21 protein-coding genes are annotated in these 25,654 nt (G+C 42.6%); 12 read left to right on the forward strand and 9 right to left on the reverse strand.

Annotated elements, in window-relative coordinates; genetic code table 11:
* The first annotated feature begins 17 nt into the window (after window positions 1-17).
* The 3 genes from PP181_RS06610 to PP181_RS06620 all read left to right on the forward strand — a co-directional run bounded on the left by PP181_RS06610 (window position 18) and on the right by PP181_RS06620 (window position 5,124).
* A complete protein-coding gene (locus PP181_RS06610; RefSeq protein ID WP_272636450.1) occupies window positions 18-1,772 on the forward strand; it encodes a TonB-dependent receptor in 1,755 nt (584 codons plus the stop codon).
* A 127-nt stretch (window positions 1,773-1,899) separates the two neighbouring features.
* Window positions 1,900-3,903 carry a hypothetical protein gene (locus PP181_RS06615; RefSeq protein ID WP_272636451.1) on the forward strand — a complete coding sequence of 668 codons (2,004 nt, stop codon included), beginning with the start codon at window positions 1,900-1,902 and terminating at the stop codon, window positions 3,901-3,903.
* A 228-nt stretch (window positions 3,904-4,131) separates the two neighbouring features.
* Window positions 4,132-5,124 carry an OmpA family protein gene (locus PP181_RS06620; RefSeq protein WP_272636452.1) on the forward strand — a complete coding sequence of 331 codons (993 nt, stop codon included), beginning with the start codon at window positions 4,132-4,134 and terminating at the stop codon, window positions 5,122-5,124.
* Here PP181_RS06620 and PP181_RS06625 read toward each other — a convergent pair.
* The gene (locus tag PP181_RS06625) at window positions 5,121-5,915 is read right to left on the reverse strand and encodes an NIPSNAP family protein (RefSeq protein ID WP_272636453.1); all 795 of its coding nucleotides are present in this window, start codon (window positions 5,913-5,915) and stop codon (window positions 5,121-5,123) included. The genes PP181_RS06620 and PP181_RS06625 overlap by 4 nt on opposite strands.
* Before the next feature lie 98 nt (window positions 5,916-6,013).
* Here PP181_RS06625 and PP181_RS06630 point away from each other — a divergent pair, with 98 nt between their 5' ends.
* From PP181_RS06630 to PP181_RS06640, 3 genes are all read left to right on the forward strand, one after another.
* Entirely contained in the window at window positions 6,014-6,967 is a 954-nt protein-coding gene (locus PP181_RS06630; protein ID WP_272636454.1) for a DUF6807 family protein, read from the forward strand.
* A gap of 71 nt (window positions 6,968-7,038) precedes the next feature.
* On the forward strand, window positions 7,039-7,794 hold the full coding sequence (locus PP181_RS06635; protein ID WP_154916956.1) for an NYN domain-containing protein: 756 nt from the start codon (window positions 7,039-7,041) through the stop codon (window positions 7,792-7,794).
* Between the two features lie 28 nt (window positions 7,795-7,822).
* Window positions 7,823-9,634 carry a DUF885 domain-containing protein gene (locus tag PP181_RS06640; protein WP_272636456.1) on the forward strand — a complete coding sequence of 604 codons (1,812 nt, stop codon included), beginning with the start codon at window positions 7,823-7,825 and terminating at the stop codon, window positions 9,632-9,634.
* A 509-nt stretch (window positions 9,635-10,143) separates the two neighbouring features.
* On the opposite strand, the gene PP181_RS06645 is transcribed toward PP181_RS06640, so the two are convergent.
* Entirely contained in the window at window positions 10,144-10,683 is a 540-nt protein-coding gene (locus tag PP181_RS06645; protein ID WP_272636457.1) for a DUF2911 domain-containing protein, read from the reverse strand.
* Window positions 10,684-10,924: 241 nt separating this feature from the next.
* Here PP181_RS06645 and asnB point away from each other — a divergent pair, with 241 nt between their 5' ends.
* The 3 genes from asnB to PP181_RS06660 all read left to right on the forward strand — a co-directional run bounded on the left by asnB (window position 10,925) and on the right by PP181_RS06660 (window position 15,917).
* Entirely contained in the window at window positions 10,925-12,595 is a 1,671-nt protein-coding gene (gene asnB / locus PP181_RS06650) for an asparagine synthase B (RefSeq protein WP_272636458.1), read from the forward strand.
* 296 nt (window positions 12,596-12,891) lie between these two features.
* Window positions 12,892-14,832 carry a DNA topoisomerase (ATP-hydrolyzing) subunit B gene (gyrB, locus tag PP181_RS06655; RefSeq protein WP_272636459.1) on the forward strand — a complete coding sequence of 647 codons (1,941 nt, stop codon included), beginning with the start codon at window positions 12,892-12,894 and terminating at the stop codon, window positions 14,830-14,832.
* A 71-nt stretch (window positions 14,833-14,903) separates the two neighbouring features.
* Entirely contained in the window at window positions 14,904-15,917 is a 1,014-nt protein-coding gene (locus tag PP181_RS06660) for a DUF6588 family protein (protein WP_272636460.1), read from the forward strand.
* Window positions 15,918-16,064: 147 nt separating this feature from the next.
* Here PP181_RS06660 and PP181_RS06665 read toward each other — a convergent pair whose 3' ends face one another.
* Window positions 16,065-16,439, reverse strand: a complete 375-nt coding sequence (locus tag PP181_RS06665) for a hypothetical protein (RefSeq protein WP_272636461.1) — start codon at window positions 16,437-16,439, stop codon at window positions 16,065-16,067.
* A 290-nt stretch (window positions 16,440-16,729) separates the two neighbouring features.
* Between PP181_RS06665 and mdh the strand changes: the two genes are divergently transcribed.
* The 3 genes from mdh (at window position 16,730) to secDF (ending at window position 21,483) form a co-directional block, all read left to right on the forward strand.
* Window positions 16,730-17,656, forward strand: a complete 927-nt coding sequence (gene mdh, locus PP181_RS06670) for a malate dehydrogenase (protein WP_272636462.1) — start codon at window positions 16,730-16,732, stop codon at window positions 17,654-17,656.
* Window positions 17,657-17,796: 140 nt separating this feature from the next.
* Entirely contained in the window at window positions 17,797-18,411 is a 615-nt protein-coding gene (locus tag PP181_RS06675) for a hypothetical protein (protein ID WP_272636463.1), read from the forward strand.
* Window positions 18,412-18,519: 108 nt separating this feature from the next.
* The gene (gene secDF, locus PP181_RS06680; protein WP_272636464.1) at window positions 18,520-21,483 is read left to right on the forward strand and encodes a protein translocase subunit SecDF; all 2,964 of its coding nucleotides are present in this window, start codon (window positions 18,520-18,522) and stop codon (window positions 21,481-21,483) included.
* A 110-nt stretch (window positions 21,484-21,593) separates the two neighbouring features.
* Here secDF and PP181_RS06685 read toward each other — a convergent pair whose 3' ends face one another.
* The 6 genes from PP181_RS06685 to PP181_RS06710 form a co-directional block, all read right to left on the reverse strand.
* Complete coding sequence (locus PP181_RS06685) at window positions 21,594-22,814, reverse strand: ATP-binding cassette domain-containing protein (RefSeq protein WP_272636465.1); 1,221 nt, start codon at window positions 22,812-22,814, stop codon at window positions 21,594-21,596.
* Window position 22,815: 1 nt separating this feature from the next.
* Window positions 22,816-23,334: a GNAT family N-acetyltransferase gene (locus PP181_RS06690; protein WP_272636466.1), complete on the reverse strand. Its 519-nt coding sequence runs from the start codon at window positions 23,332-23,334 to the stop codon at window positions 22,816-22,818.
* 3 nt (window positions 23,335-23,337) lie between these two features.
* The gene (locus PP181_RS06695; RefSeq protein WP_138257451.1) at window positions 23,338-23,829 is read right to left on the reverse strand and encodes a DUF192 domain-containing protein; all 492 of its coding nucleotides are present in this window, start codon (window positions 23,827-23,829) and stop codon (window positions 23,338-23,340) included.
* Window positions 23,830-23,842: 13 nt separating this feature from the next.
* Window positions 23,843-24,805: a prolipoprotein diacylglyceryl transferase gene (gene lgt / locus PP181_RS06700; protein WP_272636467.1), complete on the reverse strand. Its 963-nt coding sequence runs from the start codon at window positions 24,803-24,805 to the stop codon at window positions 23,843-23,845.
* 87 nt (window positions 24,806-24,892) lie between these two features.
* On the reverse strand, window positions 24,893-25,126 hold the full coding sequence (gene yidD / locus PP181_RS06705) for a membrane protein insertion efficiency factor YidD (RefSeq protein ID WP_138257453.1): 234 nt from the start codon (window positions 25,124-25,126) through the stop codon (window positions 24,893-24,895).
* 103 nt (window positions 25,127-25,229) lie between these two features.
* On the reverse strand, window positions 25,230-25,604 hold the full coding sequence (locus PP181_RS06710) for a DUF779 domain-containing protein (protein WP_272636468.1): 375 nt from the start codon (window positions 25,602-25,604) through the stop codon (window positions 25,230-25,232).
* Window positions 25,605-25,654 lie beyond the last annotated feature (50 nt).

Raw genomic sequence — 25,654 nt, forward strand, 5'->3', positions numbered from 1 at the left:
ATAGCAATAGAACACGTATGTACAAAAGCATCAAAACAGGAATAGGATTGGTAATGTTGATGATGGCCCCATGGGCCATTGCACAAGAAGAAACCGAGGATTTAGGTACGGAAACCGTTACGGTGACCAAGGCCTATACCCCTACGGTCTCAGATGCCTTCAAAATAAAGTCCATGCCCAATCTAAACGATTCCATCGTTTTGCAGAAAAAGAAAATCAACTACAGCATTTTTTCCGTTCCGGTGGCCTCCACCTTTACACCATCCAAGGGAACCGCTTCACGGGTTGAAAGAATTCCACCGCCGGAACTTTTCAATACCTATGCTTCGGCGGGGGCGGGCAATTATGGGAATGCAACGGCAGAATTCTATACGACCCGCGAAGTAGATCGGGACGCGACTTTCGACTTGGGTTTTAACCACAATTCTTCCAGGGGTGACATAGAAGGCGTGCAGCTCGACAATATTTTTGCAGATAGCCGTTTGGACGCATCCTTTAAAAAGCGGGACCGCGATTTTGATTGGGGTGCCAATGTTGCTTTCCAGCACCAATTATACAATTGGTACGGTCTTCCCGATGGTGTGTATGATGAAGCTACCGTTAACGGAATTAACGAACGCCAAAACTATTATATGGGGGAAGTTGGGGGTCACGTCAATGTGGAGGAGTCCTTTTTCAGGCGTTTGGACCTGAAATACAGAAGGTTTTTTGATGCCGTGAAGTCCGGTGAGAATAGGGCCATCTTGAATACGTCCTTTGAGGCCCCGTTAAATGATGAAGTCTTTGCAATAGGTGCTAAAGTGGATTATGTGGCGGGAAATTTTGAAAATGCCAGTGTCAATAGTGCCACCAACGATGAGGGGATTACATATGGCCATCTACAGGTGGGCGTCAGCCCTGGTCTCGTCATGCGAAGGGACGATTTTTCACTAAACCTGGGCGTGAACCTTGTATATGGAATGAACCTGGAGGCCAGTGAGGGAAATTTTTATATCTACCCGGCCGTAAAAGCCTCATACCGCTTGTTGGATGAGACCGTCATTGCCTATGGTGGTGTGGAAGGGGAGCTAAGGCAAGACTCCTACTATGATTTCGTGGAGGAGAATACCTTTGTTTCCCCTACGTTGACCATTGCGCCAACGGATAGCCAATACAATGCCTATATTGGTTTACGCGGACAATTATTGCCAAATCTCAGCTACAATATCAAAGGTTCGTATACCGCAGAGAATAATACGCCTTTGTTTAAACTTAATGCCCAGAATAATTTTAGGGATGATGAAAAGGGATATTACTTTGGTAACTCCTTTGAGGTATTTTATGACGATATAAAAACCATTGGAATTTTTGGGGAGTTGAATGTGGACGTTAATAGGAATTTTACTTTGGGTATCAATGCCGAAGTATATGATTACAATACGGAAACGGACAACCCTGCCTGGAACCTGCCTAATTTAAAGGGCTCCCTGTTTATGGACTACCAGATTGGTGAAAAATGGTTCGCCGGCGCCAATTTGTTCTATGTAGGGGAAAGGGAGGATTTTTCAACGGTGGTGGTGCAAAATGCTCCCGTATCCGATTTTCCAGCAACCTTGATCAATTTGGATAGCTTTTTTGATGCCAATGCCCATTTAGGATATAGGGTAGACAATCAATTATCCATCTTTTTGAAGGCGGCGAACATTGCCAACAACAACTACCAGCGTTGGGCAAATTATCCCGTTCAAGGCTTGCAGGTTTTGGCAGGTGCTACCTATAAGTTCGATTTGTAACCAAGCACGTACACTTTCCAGAATTTTAATGAATGTTTAACATTTAAGACTGAACCCTGTTTTTAATACTCCGTAGGTATAGTTGATTTAGTATTAATTAAACCTAAAGATTATGAAAAAACAATTCATGAATAAGACCTTATATTCCCTATTGATTTTGGGAATTTTTGCAATTGCATCCTGTAGTGATGATGACAACCCCATGGAAATGCCTCCCATGCCAACCTGTTCTGATGGGATGATGAACGGAGATGAAACGGGAGTGGATTGTGGCGGTTCTTGTCAACCCTGTGAAGATGGTATGGTAATGCTCGGTAGGCGAACAGAACTTTTCGTTACCAACAATACCGATGGAAATATAACAAAGTATAGTATAACAGGTGACTCCTTGGTTACTTTGGTCACTCCTTCCTCTGCCGCCGAAGGAATTTATTACGATGCAATGACAGATGTTGTAGTGCAGGCTTCACGTTCGGCATTGCAATTGGAAGCATATTCAGATGTTAGTACGTCTATGTCCGGTACCTCCGTTTCTCCTGCCTATACCAGTAGTGCTGATATGGAAAGTCCGCGTGAGCTGGCCGTTAGTGGTTTCAGTTATGTTGTAGCGGACAACGGATCTAATAAATTTTTTGTTTATGAGAACAGTGGTAGCGGTTTTACACTTATGAGCACCGTAGAAGTTCCGTTTCCTGTTTGGGGAATTGCCTTTAAGGGGGATGACCTGTATGCCGTGGTGGACACAACTGGCGACTTGGCAGTATTCTATAATTTCCTGTCCAACGCTGTTGATGGTATTCTAAGACCGTCAAAAAGGGTAACTATAGAAGGAATTGTACGAACTCACGGTTTGGTTTATAGTGGTGCCGATGATGTTATGGTTTTAACGGATATTGGTGACGCCGGTAATACCATGGACGATGGGGGGTTTCATGTAATTTCCGATTTTTCTTCTAAGTTCGATGCTCTTTCGGATGGGGAGTTGCTTTCTATTGGTATGCAAACAAGGGTTGCAGGACCTTCAACACTAATGGGTAACCCAATAGATGTGGCCTACGATTCTGAAGAGGATGCAGTTTATATATCCGAAGTTGGAAATGGAAAAGTACTTGGATTCACTTCTATTGGTAGTGGTGGCGATTTGACGCCATCTTTTAATAAGGATTTGGCTACTGCTTCTTCCATCTATTTCAGTAGTGATGAAACGGATGGTGATGTGGGCATGTCTACAGATAATGCAATGACTAGATTGTATGCTACAAGCACCGCTAATGGTGATGTCTCGGTTTACGACGGTTCTGGTATGTTGGACAAAACTATAAATACGGCTTCAACGTCATCCGAAGGAATATACTACGATGCCATGAATGATGCTATCATACAAGCCTCAAGGTCTGGCAACTTATTGGAATATTACGGTACTTTCTCGGCCGTTACGGATTTGACGTCGATTTCGGTAGATTTTTCCGGAAATGCTGATTTAATGAGCCCTAGGGAGATAGCTGTATTTGGAAATAAAGTGGTTGTTGCAGACAATGGAATGGACAGGTTTTACGTGTACATGTACAATGGAAGCAGTTTCTCTTTGATGAACACGTTTGATTTGGATTTCAATGTTTGGGGAATCACGTTTATGGGGAACCATTTGTTGGCCGTAGTGGACAATACAAGTGATTTGGCCATTTTTGACAATTTCTTGATGAATAATACCATGGACGGAACCATTATGCCGGATAAGCGAATAACCGTTGAAGGCATTGTAAGGACACATGGTATCGATTATAGCGAGGCCGATGATGTTCTTGTGATGACGGATATTGGTGATGCCGCCAATGCAAATACCGACGGTGGTTTTCAAGTAACCCAAGATTTTAGCTTAAAAATAATGGATATCCAGGATGGTGGTACCCTTACGTTGAGCGAACAGACTAGGGTAGCTGGACCTTCTACGGTAATGGGCAATCCTATTGATGTGGCGTATGATCACAAAACCAAAACAGTTTTTATTGCTGAAATAGGAAATGGTAAGGTATTAGGTTTTTCAGACGCCCTTAATATTACAGGTGACATAGCTCCAACAGTGAATAATGATTTGGAAGCCGCTGCTTCAATATATCTCTACAATAATTAATATTCGTTGAGTTTTTGATTTGTTAAGTCCCTTTCACAATTGAAAGGGACTTTTCATTTGATGACCATTTCAAAGATTTTTAATTTTTAACTTAGGGGAGTGAGGTGCTCTTCTAATTTATATAATTGCATAATTCCTATTTTGTGGATTACCGGGTGTCATTTGCTGTATGGACAAAATCTGGTAAAAAATCCCAGTTTTGAGCTATTTGTAAACTGTCCCAAAAAATTGGGGAACCTTAAAGAGGATTTAATCGATTGGAATATGCCTACGCTAGGTTCCACAGATTATTTCAACGGATGTAGCCAGGCCATGGGAACACCAAAGAATTTTAATGGGGAACAACCTGCAGAGTTTGGGGTGGGTTATGTGGGTTTATATTTATTCGCTCCCGATGATTACAGGGAGTATTTGCAGACGCGTCTCGTTAAAAATCTCCAAAAGAACCAAAAATATAGACTTTCCTTTTATGTAAGTTTGGCAGAACGGTCGGACTTTGCTGTCAAGGAATTCGGGATTCTCTTTTCGGAAAATCCCATCCAAATAGATACACGAAAGGTACTTTCAAGAATGCATTTGTCCAAAGTGAAGGGTGATGTTTCCAATACATTTGAAATCAAATATTCCAACTTTTATTCGGATGACGAAGCTTGGCTGAAGGTGGAAAAGGAATTTGTGGCGAACGGAACGGAGAACTATCTGATTATAGGGAATTTCAAGGACAATAAAAGGACACAGACCTTTAAGACCAAGGGCAGGGCAACAGAGGGCTCGTATTACTATTTGGATATGGTCTCGTTGGTGGCCATTAGCGGTGAATCAAAGGTCGAGCAATTGACAGCGGAAGGAAATTCGGAAACAAGCTACGCCATTAATGAAGTGAATACTTTCAAGAGTGTCCTTTTTGAATTTGACAGTTTTGATATTTCCGATGATGCCATAGCTGAGTTGATGCAGATCGTATCCTATTTGAATTCAAATCCCACGGTGTCGATTTCGATTATGGGCCATACCGATGCCATTGGGACAGCAGCCTATAACCAGTTTCTTTCAAAAAAGAGGGCTTCGGCCGTTGCACAATTTCTAATGCAAAATGGCATAGCAGCCAATAGAATAGATTATGATGGTTTTGGTAGTTCCCGGCCGATAGGGACCAACAATACGAGCGCGGGCCGTCATGAAAATCGCAGGGTGGAGTTTGTGTTTATGAAAAACGATTAATAATCGGAATAATCGGTAGGATATAAAAGCCAGATATCGGCCTTGCTTACATTGTTCTTATATTTCTCTTCGCTTAAAAGCTCCTGCCACTTATCCGATGCCACAAAGGCTTTCCATAGGGCGTCCCTTTTTTCCATGTTCTCGTAGGTTGTCATATACATTAGGTTGGGCATACGGTCTCCCGAAAGTACTTCGCCATAAAAAACGGCATTGGCATCCAGGCTTTCGAACAATTCAACCTCCTCGCCTTCGTTGAACATGGACACTTTGTTTATGTAAAAGGCCTCGGTAGGGGACTCATAACTTCGCAGTTCATAGACCCTGTCCTTGCGCGGGGACCCTATCGGGCTCGGTTTCATTTTCGGCATTTTTGAGAAGGCCCGCATCAAGGTGGAACTGATACGTTCATAGGGAGGGTTGTCATGTGTTGCCGTGATATAGTCCTCACCGGCGGCTAGATGGGTTTTGTCCACGGCCAGGGAAGCTTCCATTTTCACAAATTCGTCCACGGAGGAAAATGGGATAAGCACAAAGATTTTATCGGCCTTAACGAATTTACCAGGTCGGATTTTGAAAACCCCTATATTCCCAAAGCCCATCCTCTTTAAAGTCGGTAGATAGGCCTTTTCGAGATAATCATCCACCCTTTTTTCCTGGGCCTCGTTCTTAATGGTATATGTTTTCAGTTCGTAGTACTCCTGTTTTTGGACCTGTGCAAAAACATTTGCAATACTTGTAAAAAAAAGAAAAAGGATAATGCGAATCGATGTGATTTTATTGTTCGTTGCCATGCTTTGGTTTGTTAATTTCAGGGTTTAAGTTACTAATTCTATTTAGTTTCGATGTAGGTTCCGATAAATTTTGGTAGTTTGGAATCTATATATCTAAGATGTCCAAAAGCGCACCCATTCTTTTTATAGTTTTTGTCTTTTGTTGGGGACGTATTTTTTCCCAACAAGTGGATCTTCATATATCGGACAAAAATGCTGTATTCCTGGAAGGAAAGGACAGTGTACTCGTCTATCAAAAAGAGCCAAAATCCTTGAATGGAAGCTATGAAAGGGCCAATTACATACATCCCTTATTTTCTTTGGACGGTGTTTCTATTACAGAAGATTTCCCGGAGGACCATTTGCACCATAGGGGCATTTTTTGGGCGTGGCATCAGTTGTATATCAACCGGAAAAGAATAGGTGACGGTTGGGAAGTAAAGGATTTTGAATGGAATGTTATAAGTACATCCGAAACTGTAGGACGCAATGGTGCAATCACACTAAAAAATCAGGTGCTTTGGGAATCGGACTTGTATATTGATGGAGATGGTACCAGAGAACCGTTTGTATCGGAAATAAATTGGATAACCGTCTATCCCAGAATGTTGAATTATAGGGTGGTGGACATCAAGATTGAACTGAACGCCTTGCTGGAAGGAATTGCCATAGGAGGCTCTGAAGATGAGAAAGGATATGGCGGATTTTCGACACGGGTAAAACTGTCGAAAGATGTGATGTTTAAGGATTCCGAAAGAAAAATAACTCCGGAAAACACGCCGGTTCCGGGTAAGAACTGGATAAACATCCTCAGCAAGGTCGGTAAAGATAAAACACCGTATGGTTTAACGATCATTCCTTCAAAGGACAATCTCCCTCATCCAAATCCGTGGATTCTGCGTTCCCAGAATAGCATGCAGAACGCAGTGTATCCATTTCCTGGGGCCAACCCCGTACCCTTATCGCGAGAAAGCCCCCTTGTTTTGAAATATAGGTTGGTCGTTCATGATGGTTTTATTCAAACTACAACCTTATTCGATTTACAAAAGGAATATTATAAATTATCGGAATAGCATTACAATTTAATATCCGCCCATTGTTCAAATAGGGAGAAAACCCTGTAACTTTACGCAAAACAACACAAATGGACTTAAACTTGGCCGTGCTTATCGATGGTGATAATATACCCGCCGGGTATGTTAAGGAAATGATGGAGGAAATCGCAAAATATGGAAACCCTACCATCAAGCGTATTTATGGGGATTGGACCAACCCAAGATTGGGAAAGTGGAAAAACCTGCTTTTGGAAAATGCCATCACGCCAGTACAACAGTACGGATATACGCAAGGTAAAAATGCTACGGATTCTGCCATGATCATCGATGCCATGGATATTTTGTATTCCGGGAAAGTGAACGGTTTTTGTTTGGTAAGCAGTGACAGCGATTTTACACGATTGGCCACCCGTCTTCGGGAAGCCGGTATGCAGGTTTTTGGTATCGGTGAGCGAAAGACGCCAAACCCGTTCATTGTAGCTTGTGACCGTTTTATCTATCTGGAAATCCTCAAGAGTGAGTCGGATGATTCTACATCGGCCAAAAACAGTTCAAAAACGGAAAAGAGCAATGTTGACAAAATTACACCCAAGGACCTTCGGTTCATAGCGACAACGATTGATGATGTTGCGGACGACGACGGCTGGGCATTCTTGGGCGATGTTGGAAGTTTGCTCCAGAAAAAGCAGCCAAATTTTGATTCAAGAAACTATGGCTTTCAAAAGCTGACCCCTTTGATCAACTCCATACCACATTTTGAAATTGAGCGGCGTGAGGATTCCAAGGGTAGGAACAAGCTCATTTATGTGCGGATAAAGGAAAAGAAACATAAAAAATCGAAATAGAGCTATAGCATCCTAAAAACCACTGACCATGAATTGCAAAGGATTAATTTTAGCAATAATACTATTGCTTGGAGCCTGTACACCAGAGCGTAAAACTACAAAAGAGGATACCGGGAACATAGATAGTCTTTTTGTTGCTTTTTACGATTTTCAAAAAGAAATTAATCCCATAGAGGCCACAAAAGCGGGAATTGATATCTATAATGATACTGTTGTCAATTATATTTCGGACGGGCATCAGGAATTTCTTAGGGATTCCTACACTTCGTTTTTATCCGAATTGGAAAAATATCCCGTGTCCGAGCTTTCCACGGAGGATGCCTTGAGTGCCCGGGTCCTGGAATGGGACTGCCGGATGAAATTGGAAGGGCTGAACAACTCCTTGGTAACCATGGCATCTCCCATTTACAACCTCCCCAGTTTTGAACTTATGCCCTTGTTCCAAGTACAGTCGCTCCATCTATATGTGGCCCAATTGGCCGGGGGTACCAGTGTACAGCCCTTCGCCACTAAAGAGGATTATGAAAATTGGTTACACAGATTGGAAGACTACCTTCAGTTTTTGGATACATGTATGGAACATATGCGGGAAGGAATGAAAAAGGAAATCGTTTTACCCAAGGTCCTAACATTAAAAATGCTACCGCAGATTAAGGCATTCATAGATATTCCCCTGGAGGAAAATCTTTTTTATCAGCCAGTGCTCCACTTTCCGGAAGCGATTCAGGAAGATGTTAGGGTAGGCTTGAAAGCCGATTATGAGAGAATAATTACCCAAGAAATCCTTCCCATGTACGAAGAATTGTATCAATTTTTGGAACAGGAATATCTTCCTGTCTGTAGGGAAACGGATGGACTGTCCGCCTTACCAAATGGGCGTGGGACCTATGATTATTTGATCCGTTTGCATACGACCACGAAGATGACTGCAGAAGAAATCCATGCCTTGGGTAAGCAAGAAGTAGAACGCATCACAGGCGAAATGGAAAAAGTTAAGGAAGATTTGGGGTTTGAAGGCGAATTAAATGATTTTTTCAATATGGTTCGAACCAAGAAAGAACTAATGCCATTCAAAAATCCAGAGGAGGTAATAGCGCATTTCAATGGGATACGTGAGCGGTTAAGCCTACGATTGGATAGTGTGTTCAATCTTCGTCCAAAGGCTGATTTTATAGTAAAACGTACTGAAGCCTTCAGGGAGGCATCGGCCAGTGCTGAATACGTTCCGGGTTCTAAGGATGCCAAAAGGCCAGGAACCTTTTATGTTCCAATCCCCGATGTCAAAAGCTACAATGTGGTTCACGATGAGGCCTTGTTCCTGCATGAGGCCATACCAGGTCATCATTATCAATTGAGTTTGCAGCAGGAAAACCAAGGTTTGCCTGAATTTTTACACCCTGAAAGTATGGGTGTCTTTGTGGAAGGGTGGGCACTTTATGCGGAATCCCTTGGCAAGGAATTGGGGCTTTATGAAGACCCTTACCAATATTTTGGGATGCTCAGTATGGAGATGCACCGCGCAATTCGATTAGTAGTGGACACGGGAATCCATGCAATGGGTTGGACCCGGGAAGACGCCATTGCCTATTCCTTGGCCCATGAGGCGGAGTCCGAGGAAGGTATCATTGCCGAAATTGAAAGATATATGGCCACTCCCGGTCAGGCGCTCTCTTATAAAATTGGTCAATTGAAGATATTGCAATTACGTAATAAAGCCAAAACAGAATTGGGTCCCAAATTTGATTTGAGGGAGTTTCATGACCAAGTGTTGGGTTCGGGTAGTTTGCCTTTAGTGCTTTTGGAGGAGAAAATAAATTCATGGATTGCGAGTTATGAATAAAAATCAGGTGGAATTATTGAGAAGTATTTTATAGTCTTATAACTTTAATTGTTGGGGCTTTCAGTTGGAAAAGCACAAAATGTTTTCAGAAACCTTGTAAATGAATAAGCTCTAGATTACACGGAACCTAAGGTTATTTTGTATTACGAAGTGGCGTGTTTGGACCATGGCTATAGTCTAGGTCTTTTGATAATTGACAAAACGGAAGGTAAACATGATTTGCTTGTTAAGTTGCATAATGGTGAATCGCTGATTGCGTATGACCTTCTGGTAGCAGGTGACAAACTGCAATTTCATGTAAAACCTGATCGTGTGTAGCGCGTTGCCGTTATTCTTACTATGGAGGGAGACGCGCTTGTGGGGGAGGTTTTTGCAAAGGAGGTCAACTACGCGGTGAACGGAATAAGGTAATTACCGGAAAATTAAAAGTTAAGGACTTTATGCCATTGCCTTAAAATTAAAACAAAAAAAAACGGACCTAAGTCCGTTTTTTATTTTTAAAAGTATGGTTACCATGTAATAGGAACCGCCACTCTTGTTTTGTCCCATCCCATGACCATATGAGCTCCTTTATCCACTTCTTTAAAAGCGATGGAAAACTCTTCCAAGCTGGCAGAATCAGAACCGTTTGGTACGGATACTCTAGCAACATCTGCACTGTCTTCATAGAAATAAGAACCCCATTGATTTAAATTTTTGTTCAGGATAACGGTCCATTCTTCTTCACCGGGAATTGTGAACAAAGAATACGTACCTGCGGAAATGTCCCTACCGCCAAAATTAACATCTTGGTAAAAAGTGATTTCCGCGGCTTCATTGGCACCCGTTCTCCAAACTTCCCCGGCAGGGGCCAGTTCCGCCAAGGAACGATTTTTTAGTTGTGGGCGTCCATATATGATGCGCACTACTTTTTCTGATACTTTGTAATCTGTAGGATAAGAAGCCATATCCATGGGGCTTTTGTCCAATCCAGAGAACTTTTGCGCACTTAGGCTGTTTGAAAATCCTAATACGGCAATGAATAGGGATAGGTAAATAACTTTTTTCATGATTGAATTTAATTTAGTGTTCCAAAGCTAAGCAGTTCACCTAGCTAATACTTTTAAAAAGTCGTTAAATTTTAACATACTTACAAAATAGTCGCGTAATTTTCATTTTGTGGGAATATGGTTTTTTTTTTATATAGAATATCTTTTATAGGTTTAAAAATGTAATCATATTTACACAAAGTGTTTTATATTATAAACATGTGGTTCATTTTTGTAATCAAATTATTATAAACAGTAGAATATGTGCGGAATTGTTTGTGCGTTTGATGTCAAGGAAAGTACGGAAGTACTAAGACCTCAATTGCTGGAAATGTCTAAGAAGGTGCGACATAGGGGTCCCGATTGGAGCGGTATTTATGCAGATGACAAGGCCATTTTGGCCCATGAGCGTTTAGCTATTGTAGACCCTGCTTCAGGGAAGCAACCTCTAATAAGTGAAGATGGTAAATTGATTTTGGCCGCAAATGGCGAAATATACAACCACCGGGAGTTGCGTAAACAATTTGCAGGTAAATATAATTTTAAGACGGAGTCCGATTGTGAAGTGATTTTGGCACTTTATAAGGAAAAAGGAGCAGACTTCATTGATGAAATGAACGGAATTTTTGGCTTTGCTATTTATGATTCCGAAAAGGACGAATATTTTGTGGCACGGGACCATATGGGAATCATTCCTTTGTATATGGGCTGGGACCAAAACGGCACCTTCTATGTGGCATCTGAGCTTAAGGCCTTGGAGGGTACTTGTACAAAGATAGAACTGTTTCCACCGGGGCATTATTTGCATAGTGCGGACGGGGAATTGAAGCGATGGTACAAAAGGGATTGGATGGAATATGATGCCGTGAAGGAAAACGAAACCAGTATCAAAGCTATAAAAGAGGCCTTGGAAGCCGCGGTACACCGTCAGTTAATGTCCGATGTTCCTTATGGGGTATTGCTTTCTGGCGGACTGGATTCCTCCGTTACTTCGGCCATAGCCAAAAAATATGCCCAGAAGCGAATTGAGTCGGGAGACACGGCAGATGCTTGGTGGCCCCAGCTGCATTCCTTTTCGGTGGGTCTGGAAGGTTCCCCAGATTTGGCCGCCGCCCAAAAGGTTGCGGACCATATCGGCACCGTACATCATGAGATCAAGTTTACCATCCAAGAAGGCTTGGATGCCATCAGAGACGTAATCTATAACCTGGAAACCTATGATATTACAACGATTAGGGCATCAACTCCAATGTACTTGATGGCCCGTGTTATCAAATCGATGGGGATAAAAATGGTGTTGTCTGGAGAAGGTGCGGACGAGCTTTTTGGAGGCTATCTGTATTTCCACAAAGCTCCAAGCCCAAAGGATTTCCATGAAGAGACCGTTCGTAAGCTGGACAAGCTGCATATGTACGATTGCTTAAGGGCCAACAAATCCTTGGCTGCATGGGGCATAGAGGGCCGCGTGCCGTTTTTGGACAAGGAATTTATGGATGTGGCGATGCGTATCAACCCTAAGGACAAAATGATCAACGGGGAGCGCATGGAAAAGTGGGTCGTCCGTAAGGCTTTTGAGGATATGCTGCCGGAAAGTGTGGCCTGGAGGCAAAAAGAGCAATTTTCAGATGGTGTAGGATATAGTTGGATCGATACCCTAAAGGAATTGGTGGCGAACGAGGTAACCGATGACCAATTGGCGAATGCCAAGTTCAGGTTCCCGTTACAAACGCCTACCACGAAGGAGGAATTTTACTATCGCTCCATATTTGAGGAACATTTCCCTTCAGATGCGGCCGCATTGTGCGTACCCCAGGAACCATCCGTAGCCTGTAGTACCAAAATAGCATTGGAGTGGGACGAGGCATTTAAAAACATGAACGATCCATCTGGTCGTGCGGTGGCCAAAGTTCATGCTGATGCCTACGTAAAGTAGTTGATTTCACGATAATTCTGTTTACCTGTCTCGGAGAAGAGCAGTGCAGTTTTTATTTTTTAATTAGTCCTTGAGAGGTGCCATCCATTGGCACCTCTTTTGTTATATCAGTTTCTTATTTTCAGCCCTTCCCCTACCACAATACTGAACCGTTTGTGGGGGTGAAAATAGCTGTAATTTTCCACAATTTTTGTTGATAACTTGACGACCCTTAACTCATAGAAAGGTCATATTTCATGGGGTATTCCGTATATTTGTAAGATTGCAAAATTTGAAGTAAAAACAACTTTTAACTTATGAGCGAAGAAGCAAATAAAAAGCAATATTCTGCGGACAGTATACAGGCGTTGGAAGGAATGGAGCACGTAAGGATGCGTCCTTCCATGTACATTGGCGATGTAGGTGTCCGCGGTCTGCACCACTTGGTTTATGAGGTAGTGGACAACTCCATTGACGAGGCCATGGGTGGGCATTGCGATACCATTAGCGTGACCATAAACGAGGACAATTCCATTACCACAAAAGACAATGGTAGGGGTATTCCGGTAGATCTGCATAAGAAGGAAGGTGTGTCCGCCTTGGAGGTAGTAATGACCAAAATTGGGGCAGGTGGTAAGTTCGATAAGGATTCCTATAAGGTTTCGGGTGGTTTGCACGGTGTGGGTGTTTCCTGTGTGAACGCGCTCTCAAATCATTTAAAGGCGACCGTACATAGGGATGGAAAAATATGGGAACAGGAATATGAAAGAGGCAAGGCCTTATATCCGGTGAAAAGTGTTGGGGAAACCGATTATAGGGGCACCATTGTAACATTTAAACCGGATGATTCCATTTTCACCCAGACTATTGAATACAGTTATGAAACACTCTCCAACAGAATGCGGGAGCTTTCCTTTCTGAACAAAGGCGTAACCATCACCATAACGGATAGAAGACGAAAGGACGATAAAGGGGAATTTATTTCAGAAACGTTTTTCTCCAATGATGGACTCAAGGAATTCGTCAAGTTTTTGGATGGTAATCGCGAACCTTTGATCCAAAATGTGATTTCCATGGAAGGGGAGAAGAACGATATTCCCGTAGAAGTGGCCATGATCTACAATACGAGTTATACGGAGAACCTGCATTCCTATGTGAATAATATCAATACGCATGAAGGAGGAACACATTTATCCGGATTTAGAAGAGGTTTGACTACCACGTTGAAGAAATATGCCGACTCCTCCGGAATGTTGGACAAACTCAAGTTCGAGATTCAAGGTGATGACTTTAGGGAAGGATTGACGGCCATTGTATCCGTAAAGGTGGCGGAACCCCAGTTTGAAGGACAGACAAAAACCAAATTAGGAAACCGGGAGGTATCCTCCGCGGTGAGTCAGGCCGTTTCTGAAATGTTGACGGATTACTTGGAGGAACATCCGGACGATGCCAAGATAATCGTACAAAAGGTGATTTTGGCTGCCCAGGCTAGACATGCGGCAACCAAGGCGAGGGAAATGGTACAGCGCAAGACGGTAATGAGTGTGGGTGGATTACCCGGGAAATTATCCGATTGCTCTGAACAGGATCCTGCACAATGTGAAGTGTTCCTTGTGGAGGGGGATTCTGCCGGGGGTACTGCCAAACAAGGTCGGGATAGAAATTTCCAAGCCATCCTGCCATTAAGGGGTAAAATTCTGAATGTAGAAAAGGCCATGCAGCATAAGGTTTTTGAGAACGAGGAAATCAAGAACATTTATACGGCCCTTGGCGTAACTATTGGTACCGAAGAGGATAGTAAGGCCTTGAACCTTGAAAAATTACGATACCATAAAGTGGTCATCATGTGTGATGCCGATGTGGATGGTAGCCACATTGAAACATTAATTTTGACGTTCTTCTTTCGATATATGCGGGAATTGATCGAAGGAGGCCATGTGTATATAGCAACACCTCCGCTATATTTGGTCAAGAAAGGTCAAAAGAAACAATATGCCTGGACCGATAAGGAGCGTGATGAAATTGCGGCCAGCTACAGCGGTGGTGTAAGTATCCAGCGCTACAAAGGTCTTGGGGAAATGAATGCGGAGCAGTTGTGGGACACCACAATGAATCCAGAGTTCAGGACATTGCGTCAAATCACCATTGAAAATGCGACGGAAACGGACCGCATATTCTCCATGCTCATGGGTGACGAGGTTCCTCCCAGACGGGAATTCATTGAGAAAAATGCCGTCTATGCGAACATTGACACATAGAAAAAGCCCATTACACAACAAAAACCTGCGCCAAAAACGCAGGTTTTTTAGTTTTAGAAAAAATTAAAAAAATGAAGAATTTACTTACATGTTTTTTGTTGTGCGGTTTTAGTGCCGCTATGGCCCAGGACTTGAACGACCTTTTGGCGGCAGGTGTGGAAGACGCGGAACAATTTACAACGGACTATTTGGAGCCACTTTCAGAAAGTGCCGTATATAATTTTGCAACAGGCTGGTATAATACCGCCGATGCCAAACCACTTGGGGGATTTGAAATTTCAGTGGTTGGTAACCTAACCAATTTTAAAAATAAGTCGGACAAAAAAGCATTTGTCCTTGATCCCAATGATTATCAAAACCTGGATTTTGTAAACAATCCGGGGGTAGCAAGGGAGGTTTCCTCAGCTTTGGGAGATATTAGCGGGGTGGAGGTGTTTGTTGAAGGACAGGTTTCCGGTACCACGGTAAGACAAACTTTTGAATTGCCTTCGGGACTTTCAAGGGAGGGTATTGATTTTGTGCCTTCTGGATACTTACAAGGCAGCGTGGGTCTTATCAAGGGAACCGAGATTAAGGCCCGGTTTTTGCCCAAATTGGAGTATGAAGGTGCGGCCGTAGGCTTGATCGGTTTTGGATTGCAGCACGATTTTACTAAACTTCTGCCCGCGGACAAAATATTGCCTGTAGCCATTTCTGCCATTATAGGATATACAAAGGTGAACGGGGATTACGACCTAACGGATATTAACTTGGTACAAGGGAATGATCAGCGCATTGAGGCCGCTATCAGCACCTGGGCCTTCAATGCCGTGGTCTCCACCAAGCTTCCCATCATCAATTTTTATGGGGGACTGGGCTATGTAACGGGAAAATCGGTAACGGATGTTCTGGGAACCTATGAGGTCACTGCTGGTCCATTTGCTTCGGAAACGTACGAAGACCCCTTTTCAATTACCAAAAAAGTAAACGGTGTTACGGGCAATGTAGGCGCAAAATTGAAGTTGGGCTTCTTTAGATTGAATGCGGATTATACCCTTGGCGAGTTCAATACTTGGACCTTTGGCGTCAATTTCGGGTTTAGATAATCATCGGAAAAATACAAATAATGGACCCGGCAAATTGCCGGGTTTTTTGTACCTGTCTGGCAAATTTTGGTTTGGTCTTTTTTCATACATGAAGAGCCTGCCCAGATTTCTCCGAACAGGCTCTTTCCCATGGCCCTGTGAAAATTTTTATTCCCTAATGGCTACGTGTTCACCGTCTACCTTTTCTAAAATAGTACCTTGGTCGGTTTCGATAATTTTCAACCGATCAACAGGTACATTTTCAAGTCCCCTATATTCTATGGTATAAATGTCTCCTTCCTTGGACCACTTAAAATCTGTTTGTAGGGTAATGTTATTTCCGTTGATTTCATGATACCTACCAAGGTAGACATCATTGAAAATCCATTCTTTACGGAGGGTACTTTTGGAAGAACCGTTACTGATTTCCGTTCCGGTCTGAAACCAAATGCCAATAATGGGGTCGTTGTTCTGTTCTACACGGGAACAGTTGGCAGAAAAGATAATGGCACATATGGCCATTAACGAGAGGAACTTTTTCATTATTAAGTAGGTTTTGTTTGGATTTGGGATCCATAGCTATTAACGGGGCTTCTTTAGGGATATTACTAAAAATCGATGTATGGCAACTTTTTTACGATTTCTTCGTTGAAAGGTATCTTATTTTAACGCGAGCTGCATTTTATCGATGTTTTTTAATGGTGGAAATCGGCATATATTACACCATTCTCGCCTGCTAAATTGTTAATAATTGAGTATTTTTGGCAAGCTTAAAAGGTGTTTTGAACCTTTTGTTTTATCATAATCAATTTAAATCATAAAAATATACTAACATGAAAGTTACAGTAGTTGGAGCTGGAGCGGTAGGGGCCAGTTGTGCGGAGTACATTGCCATTAAGGATTTTGCTTCGGAAGTAGTAATTCTGGATATAAAGGAAGGTTTTGCAGAAGGTAAGGCCATGGATTTAATGCAGACAGCATCATTGAATGGCTTTGATACCAAAATCACCGGAAGTACCAACGATTATTCAAAAACAGCCAATAGCGATATCGCCGTTATCACATCGGGTATTCCAAGAAAACCGGGCATGACACGGGAAGAGTTGATCGGCATCAATGCGGGTATCGTAAAGACGGTCTCCAGTAATCTGATTGAACATTCCCGAAACGTTATCATCATCGTGGTTAGCAATCCTATGGATACCATGACCTATTTGGTGCATAAAACAACGGGTCTGCCCAAGAACAAGATAATAGGGATGGGCGGGGCTTTGGACAGCGCTCGTTTCAAATACCGTTTGGCTGAGGCCTTGGATGCGCCAATTTCAGATGTGGACGGAATGGTGATCGGTGGCCACAGTGATACAGGAATGGTTCCCTTGACTTCACATGCTACAAGAAACAGTATAAAAGTCTCTGAATTTTTATCCGATGAAAGATTGCAACAAGTAGCCGAAGATACCAAGGTTGGTGGTGCAACTTTGACCAAATTGTTGGGCACCAGTGCTTGGTACGCTCCCGGTGCAGCGGTTTCCGCTTTGGTACAGGCCATCGCCTGCGACCAAAAGAAAATGTTCCCTTGTTCCACTATGTTGGAAGGGGAATACGGCCTAAACGATATTTGTATAGGCGTTCCGGTCATCTTAGGTAAAAACGGTATCGAGCAGATTGTGGACATTCCTTTAAGCGATGCGGAAAAGGCCAAAATGAAGGAAAGTGCAGAGGGTGTTTCCAAAACGAATGGCTTATTGGAGCTATAGTTTTAAATACCTTATAACTTACTATGAAAACCTTTGGAATTTGATTCCAGAGGTTTTCCTTTTTTTAGAAGGCCGCTCCGTATGATACGTATTGTCAATTATTTACTTTCAACAATAATCTTTCTTTTTATATTTGCGCCATGAATGCAAAATGGTGCATAAGTATTTTATTGGTCATCTTTGCCCTATTGGGGCTGAGCCAACCGCATAAAAAGGTTTCCAACCAGCAGATTTCCCTGCAGTTTGGCGATGTGGAAGTGGCCTCTGAAAACGCTCGTGAGGAGGTTTTATCGAATATCACGAATAAGCTGTTGTTCTTGGGTGTTGAGGGAATCGAGGTCTACGAGGACGTTACTGGCCAGGTAAACATTCGTTATTACAGCGATATCGATGCGAACGTTGTAAAGGAATTCCTTTCGGAGGAAGACTCAATGTCATTGGAACATGGGGAAGAACTTCCATCCAAATCACCAAAAGAACCCATACAGGATAATTACAGTCTGGTAGTTTCAGATTTGCACCAACAAGGGCCCCAAGGTTTAAAAATCAGTGGGGATGTGGTTTCCAATCAACAGGAAATATGCAGCGGATTTTTCAATACCCTGGCGATAAACCCTACTAATACGTTCCATTTACGGCTGGTTTTCGACCAAACGGCTTTCAAGACGTACCATACTATTGCCATGGCAATAGACAACACTTCACGGAATATACCAGAAGGTAGGGCGGGACCTTTCCTACATGGCATAGGCTAATATCCAATTAGAATTTCACAAAGGTTTTCAATTACTTTCTGGAAGAAGTAGTTTGCCTTGTTTCAAATTATAAAATCAAAATCGACATAACTTAAATTAAACATTAAAATGCAAAATAAGGGACTTATTAAGCTGTTCGCTTTATTATTCGGGTTAGTTAGTATCTATCAGCTATCCTATACGTTCATTACCAATAAGGTTGAAAAGGAGGCGGAAGTATTCGCTGCAAGCCGAATTTCGGAAGGGGAAGAGGATTATATCTCAAAAAGGGAGGCCTTGGAAGCCAGTTATTTGGATTCCATTGGCAATAATACCATCTTGGGGTATACCAACTACAACGAGGCCAAAAAGAAGGAGTTGAACAAAGGTCTTGACCTTAAAGGTGGGATCAACGTGACGCTACAGATTTCCGTAAAGGATATCTTGAAAGGTTTGACCAACAATACAAAAAATCCTGTTTTTAATAAGGCCTTGGCCGATGCGGACACCGCATCAAAGAACAGCGACGACAACTATATTGACCTGTTCTTTGAAGCTTTTGACAACATCAAGGGGGAAACAAAATTGGCTTCACCCGATATTTTCGCGAACAAGGGATTGAGCGATGAAATCAACTTTCAGATGTCCGATGATGAGGTAAAACCTATCATCCGAAGAAAAATTGATGAGTCCGTAGTATCCGCATTTGAGGTATTGCGCGAGCGTATCGATGGTTTTGGGGTAACCCAGCCCAACATCCAAAGAGAAGGAAATTCCGGTAGGATTTTGGTGGAATTACCAGGAGCCAGGGATATCAACCGTGCCCAGGACTTGTTGTCCAGTACGGCCCAATTGGAGTTTTGGGAGACGTACAAACAGAGCAACCCTTCCTTTAGTACCTTCCTGATTCAAGCAAATGAAAAGTTGAAGGAAATCGTGGATGTTAAAAAGCCGGAACCCGTTAAGGAAGAATCTGAATTGGATTCGTTATTGTCAGATGTTGCCGCTGATTCCTTGGATTTGACCACACAAGTAAATCCACTTTACGAATTGTTGATTCCTGCAAATCCTGGAACTCATGCCATGTTCAGGGCGGCTATCAAGGATACGGCTACGATTGGTTCTTATTTTAGGATGCCTGAAATTAGAAGGTTATTGCCCGCTGATATCCAATTCGTAAAGTTCGTTTGGGAAAGACCAGCTACCGAGGATACGGAGGTTATCGACTTGTACGCTTTGAAATCGAACCGAGAAGGGGTGCCAAGGATCAGTGGTGATGTAGTGAGCGATGCCAGAGATGATTTTGACCAATTTGGCAAGCCTGCCGTTTCCATGACCATGAATACCAAGGGCGCCAAGGAATGGGAGCAATTGACTGGGGATGCCTATAACAACCAAACGGGGATTGCCATCGTTTTGGACAATAAAGTATATACAGCTCCAGGGGTTTCCAGTGGTCCTATCAGCGGAGGCCGTTCTGAAATCACGGGAAATTTTACCGTAAACGAGACCAAGGATATTTCTAATGTATTGCGAGCGGGTAAACTACCTGCCTCCGCAGAAATCATTCAATCTGAAATCGTTGGTCCGTCACTAGGTCAGGAAGCGATCGATAGTGGTTTTATGTCCTTTTTGATCGCCATGGCCATTGTATTGTTATGGATGATAGCCTATTATGGAAAGGCTGGAGCCTTTGCCGATGTGGCGTTGTTATTGAACATCCTTTTGATTTTTGGGGTATTGACAAGTTTGAACGCGGTATTGACCTTGCCAGGTATCGCGGGTATCGTTTTGACAATAGGTATGTCCGTGGATGCGAACGTGCTTATTTTTGAGAGGATTAAGGAAGAGCTGGCCAAGGGCAAAGGAAAAGGTCTTGCCGTTTCGGATGGTTTTGGAAACGCCCTTTCCTCCATTTTGGATGCGAACATTACCACAGGTCTTACGGCAATCATCCTATTTGTTTTTGGATCCGGTCCAATAAAGGGGTTTGCGACTACCTTATTGATTGGTATTCTTACCTCCCTGTTTACGGCCATTTTCATTACCCGATTGTTAATTGATTGGTACATCAGTGGCAAAGGTAGAAGTTTGGATTTCTCAACAAGTCTTACCAAAGGTTTGTTTCAGAACCTTTCTATCGATTTCTTGGCCAAAAGGAAGATTTCCTATGTGATATCCGGAATTTTGGTATTGGTTGGATTAGCGTCCTTATTTTTTGGACCAGGACTTCAGCAAGGTGTGGATTTTGTAGGTGGACGTTCCTACACCGTACGTTTTGAACAGGCTGTGAATCCGTCGGAAATCGCATCAGAATTGAACGATGTATTTGGAAGCGGCACCAATGTGAAGACCTTTGGTGAAGCTAACCAAATCAAGATCACAACGCCGTATAAAGTGGATGTGGAAGGAATTGAGGTCGATACTGAGATTCAGGACAAATTATACTCTTCCTTGCAAAAGTACCTTCCCGATGGTACTTCTAAAGATGCGTTTGCCATTGGAAGCGAAGGAAAGTCTATTGGAATTTTACAGTCCGTAAAAGTTGGGCCTACCATCGCGGATGATATTAAAAACAATGCTTTCTTGGCAATTTTGGGGTCCTTGGCCGTGGTTTTCCTTTACATCTTGATACGTTTCCGTAGATGGCAATTCTCCTTGGGAGCTGTTGTTGCGGTATTCCACGACGTGTTGATTGTATTGGGCGTGTTCTCTATTTTCGGAAAAATAATGCCGTTCAACATGGAAATTGATCAAGCCTTTATTGCGGCCATTTTAACGGTCATTGGATATTCCTTGAACGATACCGTGGTGGTTTTCGACCGTATACGTGAAACTTTGGCCGAAAGAGGTTGGAAAGGTGGGGAGAATGTCAATTCTGCCATCAACAGTACATTGGGAAGAACATTGAATACGTCCTTGACTACCTTGGTAGTATTATTGGCCATCTTCATCTTTGGTGGGGAGTCGTTACGCGGATTTATGTTCGCTATGATCGTGGGTGTGGTAGTAGGTACCTACTCCTCTGTGTTTATCGCGACACCTGTCATGTTCGATGCCTTGAGCAAGAAAATTACCAAGGTCCTAAATTAGGTCTTTGACCACAAATAACTCAAGAAGGTCGCTATGTACTGCATAGCGGCCTTTTTTATTGGAATAGCTTAGTTTGCCTAGACCTGACAAATTTTTGAAACCTGTTAGGTCTATTCTATAATGCCTATGGAACCTTTATCGGTATGTTTTAATTCAAGGATTTTCTTGGGGTTGAGTCCGGGTTCTCTTCGGTGGCTAACAAAAAGGATGGTGGTCTGCGTTTCTTGGGCTATTTTGTTGACAAGTTGGACAAGTATGCTGGCGGAAACATCGTCCATGCCACTGGTGGGTTCGTCAAGTATTAATAAGGGTGGATGTTTTACCATAGCCCGGACGGTCATGACGAGGCGCTGGTCCCCAAGTGACAAATCGTTGAATTGAACGTTTCTCCGCTCCCATAGACCTAAAAGTAAAAGCCACTCCTTACAAATTCTTTTTTGAGTTTCGGTAGGTTTTATATACAATCCGATGGAATCCAATAATCCGGAAATTAGCATGTTTTCGACCGAATGTCTTCCGGAAAAGCTATCGGTCATGGCAGGGGAGAAGTAGCCGATCTTTTCCTTGATGTCCCAAACACTTTCCCCGGAACCTTTCTTGTTCCCAAAAAGGTATATTTCTTGTCCGAAGGCTTTTGGATTATCGCCGGTTATCATGGAAAGAATGGTTGTCTTGCCGGTTCCATTGTTTCCTATCAGTTGCCAAAATTCGCCGGTTTTCACTTCCCAGTCAATATCCTTTAGGACGTGTTTTTCACCATAGGAAACTGAGACTTTTTCAAAGGTGATCAATGTTTCCCCATTGAACGGTATTGGTTCAATGGCAGGAGGGATACTTCCCAAGAAAATGGTCGCTTCCTTGTCTTCTCCTTGTATATCCTCGGTTAGTACCCTAAGTTGGCCATCAATGACTTTTGCAAAGTTGCGGATATTGGGAAGCATGTCAGACTTTCTACTGGCCAATTGTATCAGCAAGGTTCCGCTAGCCTTTTCTAAAAGAAGTGTTTTTAAATCATTTTGAAATGAAATATCCAAATTATCAAACGGATTGTCCAATAGGATATAGTCCGGTTTTTGGTCGAGGATATGAAAAAGCAAGGCCTTTTTTTGTTCCCCGCTTGACATGGTTTTCAATGCCTGTCCTTTTGTGGAAATATATTTTGTTCCATGTTTTTCCTCCTCTTCCATAAACCTTCTTACCTCCAATTGGGAAAATAGTTTCCCGGATATATCCTTTAGGTTTACGATGTCTGAAAATTCGTTGTTTTGGAGCTTTCGAATGAGCTCTTTTTTGTTGGTTTGATTATCCGTAAAAATCCCTAAATGTTCCATACTAAAGGTCTATTCTAAAGATGTAAACGGGATTGTTCTTATATACCGTTCTTTTTTCCAAGTGCATCCCATTTTTAAGGGCCACTTTTTTTGACGGTTCATTATCGATATGGATAATGGATATAAGGCGATTGGCCCATCCATTTTTAAAGGCGGTTTCCTTGCATTTTTGGGCGGCTTCGGAAGCGAAACCTTTACCCCAATGCGTCGGTAGAACGGAATACCCAATTTCCAATTCTTCTTGGCCGTCCACAACTTGTATCAACAAGCCACACAAACCAACGAGTTTATCCGAGGTTTTATCAGTTAGGGCGAACATCACGCCAAGACCTTTCTGATAGCGTTCAAAAACGCGGTCAAACTGTTGGGAACAGGCAGCAATTGGATTTTGAGGAATGCCCGACCAAAACTTCGACGATCTAGGGTCTTCGTGAAAAGGCAACCAGGCATCAAAATCGTCCCTAGATAATTTTCTGAATAGTAGTCTTTCCGTTTCGGCACCTTCCATGGAATAGTTCATGGGCTATAATCTTTCGAACGAAATGCGGTCGCCAACTTCAATAGACCAAGTATCCGATAGCCCTGCATTGACCTCCAGTACATATTTTACGGGCACTTTGGAGGATAGACCGTTTTCATTGAACGGCTGTGCATTTTTTTGGATACTGGCAACTTTCAAGTCTTCATCTATGAATAGGATATCCAAGGGAAACTCGGTATTCTTCATATAGAACGAATGCATGGCGACATCTGGAAAAATGAACAGCATTCCCTGATTCGTTTCCATGCCTTTACGATACATGAGTCCGGTCTGCGTCTCATAATCGCTTTCGGCAATTTCAATATCCAAGGAGGAGATTAGCGAGTCATTTTCCTGTTTGAAAATCTTTAAAGAACCTTCCTTTGTGAAGGTTACGGGCGTTGTTTTGATTACTTTTTTCGCTTCTTCTTTACAGGATGTCAAGCCAACCAATAAAACAATCGCCAAGCCTAAAAAATGCCTTGAAAGATGCATGTGTCTTATTTAATTAGTTTGATTTTACGGGTCTGAACATGAAATAAAGGCCTAACAGGATAAATGGAATACTCAACCATTGCCCGGTTGAAAGTACCCCTAAAGATTCCTCAAAACCGCCTTGGCTTTTCTTGACGAACTCCACAAAGAAACGAACGGTCCATAATAGGATTAAAAATAATCCAAAAAGATAGCCGGGCTTGTTCTTTTTATCGGTCTTCCAATAGAGAAAATACAATAGCACAAAAACAAAAATATAACAAACGCCTTCATACAATTGCGCAGGATGCCGATAGGGAATCTCCATTAAATATTGTGAAAATTGGGGGTCGTTCTCAATGGCATCATAGGCCGCGTTCAGTGTTCTTTCCTTGGTTACGCCCAAGGCTTTTGATGGATGGAGATCGTCAGAATCCCTGATGAATTTTGTCGCAAATATGAAAGATTCGTCAACCTTCTTTCCATTGATTTCAGAATTGAAAAAGTTCCCTAAGCGCACACAAAAAGCTCCAATAGCTACGGGTATCGTCAACCTATCAAATATCCATAGCATGCTGAAACCCGCATGTTTTCTGGTGAACAAATAAGTGGCGATTATAATGCCAATAGTTGCCCCATGACTGGCAAGACCCGTAAAACCGGTAAATTCATAGCCGTCAATCAGTCCAAAAAGGAGACTGCCCGTATCACTTTCCCTAATGGGTAAGAGTATTTCCAACAAGTGATTTTTATAATAAGGCCAATCATAAAAGAAAACGTGGCCCAGTCTGGCTCCTAACATGGTGCCTAAAACGGTATAAACAAAAAGTGAGTCCAATTGTTCCACCGGTTTTTTTTCATTGACGAATATCTTTTTCATAAGATACCATCCAATGGCAAAAGCAATAATCCAAAGCAGGTTATAATACTTTATTTGGATGGGGCCTAAATTGAAGAGGGTCTCGTTGGGATTCCAGATAATTCCTAAGAAGTACATGCGAGTTATTTTTGAAGGGCTAATATACGTAAATAGGAGCTATTAGGGCTGGGAAAATGACGCATCTTACGTTTGAAAGTTTTCCGGTCATGGAACGGGGTCGTAGCCTTTTCCACCCCACGGATTGCAACTGAAAATACGTTTGATGGATAACCAGCCGCCTTTGAAGAGACCATGTTTTTTCAAGGCTTCCAAGGTGTATTGCGAACAAGTGGGCGAGTACCTGCACGTGGCGGGCGTATAGGGGGAAATGGCCAACTGGTAAAAGCGCACCAAAAGCACAAAAGGAGCAATCAGTATATTTTTAAATGTAGGTTTCAACCGAAAATATTAGGATGGCAAGTTACGCAATAAATTGTGTTGAAAAAGCGAAAGGCCCGTATGTTCTACAGGCCTTAATTTAATGATATCTATAATTTAATAATTACTCCCCCACTCGAACAGGCTCCAAGTTTTCCGCCTCTTCTGGGGAGTAGAGTCGGGATTTGATAATGAAACGAATGCCCATAGGTATTTCCAAGGAAAAGCTGGCCCCTCTACCGGGGGTGACATCGACCGTTAGTTGGGTGTGCTTCCAATACTCAAATTGATCCTTGGAAATATAAAATTCACATCCCTCTACGGTACCCAACCAAATATCGTTATCGTCGATCATTAGTTCTCCCTTTGGAAAGCACATGGGGGAAGAGCCGTCGCAACAACCCCCACTTTGGTGAAACATAAGCTCCCCGTGTTTTTCCTTGAGTTCCTTAATGACCTCTACAGCTTTTTCACTGACCAATACCCTTTTGGTTTTCATGTGTTTATTCTTTATTGTTTTGATATGGACATACTTTGGCTTCGCTCAGC

The sequence above is a fragment of the Maribacter sp. PR66 genome, from assembly GCF_028464205.1.
GTDB lineage: Bacteria > Bacteroidota > Bacteroidia > Flavobacteriales > Flavobacteriaceae > Maribacter > Maribacter flavus.

Bases quoted from the DNA above. Each gene is read 5' to 3' on its own strand.
- PP181_RS06690 (WP_272636466.1), bottom strand. From the start codon at position 23,334: ATGAACTATTCCATGGAAGGTGCCGAAACGGAAAGACTACTATTCAGA.
- PP181_RS06625 (WP_272636453.1), bottom strand. From the start codon at position 5,915: ATGGCAACGAACAATAAAATCACATCGATTCGCATTATCCTTTTTCTT.
- PP181_RS06685 (WP_272636465.1), bottom strand. From the start codon at position 22,814: ATGGAACATTTAGGGATTTTTACGGATAATCAAACCAACAAAAAAGAG.
- PP181_RS06610 (WP_272636450.1), top strand. From the start codon at position 18: ATGTACAAAAGCATCAAAACAGGAATAGGATTGGTAATGTTGATGATG.
- PP181_RS06675 (WP_272636463.1), top strand. From the start codon at position 17,797: ATGAATGCAAAATGGTGCATAAGTATTTTATTGGTCATCTTTGCCCTA.
- PP181_RS06710 (WP_272636468.1), bottom strand. From the start codon at position 25,604: ATGAAAACCAAAAGGGTATTGGTCAGTGAAAAAGCTGTAGAGGTCATT.
- PP181_RS06615 (WP_272636451.1), top strand. From the start codon at position 1,900: ATGAATAAGACCTTATATTCCCTATTGATTTTGGGAATTTTTGCAATT.
- PP181_RS06665 (WP_272636461.1), bottom strand. From the start codon at position 16,439: ATGAAAAAGTTCCTCTCGTTAATGGCCATATGTGCCATTATCTTTTCT.
- PP181_RS06645 (WP_272636457.1), bottom strand. From the start codon at position 10,683: ATGAAAAAAGTTATTTACCTATCCCTATTCATTGCCGTATTAGGATTT.
- gyrB (WP_272636459.1), top strand. From the start codon at position 12,892: ATGAGCGAAGAAGCAAATAAAAAGCAATATTCTGCGGACAGTATACAG.
- PP181_RS06635 (WP_154916956.1), top strand. From the start codon at position 7,039: ATGGACTTAAACTTGGCCGTGCTTATCGATGGTGATAATATACCCGCC.
- secDF (WP_272636464.1), top strand. From the start codon at position 18,520: ATGCAAAATAAGGGACTTATTAAGCTGTTCGCTTTATTATTCGGGTTA.
- PP181_RS06660 (WP_272636460.1), top strand. From the start codon at position 14,904: ATGAAGAATTTACTTACATGTTTTTTGTTGTGCGGTTTTAGTGCCGCT.
- PP181_RS06695 (WP_138257451.1), bottom strand. From the start codon at position 23,829: ATGCATCTTTCAAGGCATTTTTTAGGCTTGGCGATTGTTTTATTGGTT.
- lgt (WP_272636467.1), bottom strand. From the start codon at position 24,805: ATGTACTTCTTAGGAATTATCTGGAATCCCAACGAGACCCTCTTCAAT.
- PP181_RS06630 (WP_272636454.1), top strand. From the start codon at position 6,014: ATGTCCAAAAGCGCACCCATTCTTTTTATAGTTTTTGTCTTTTGTTGG.
- PP181_RS06640 (WP_272636456.1), top strand. From the start codon at position 7,823: ATGAATTGCAAAGGATTAATTTTAGCAATAATACTATTGCTTGGAGCC.
- mdh (WP_272636462.1), top strand. From the start codon at position 16,730: ATGAAAGTTACAGTAGTTGGAGCTGGAGCGGTAGGGGCCAGTTGTGCG.
- asnB (WP_272636458.1), top strand. From the start codon at position 10,925: ATGTGCGGAATTGTTTGTGCGTTTGATGTCAAGGAAAGTACGGAAGTA.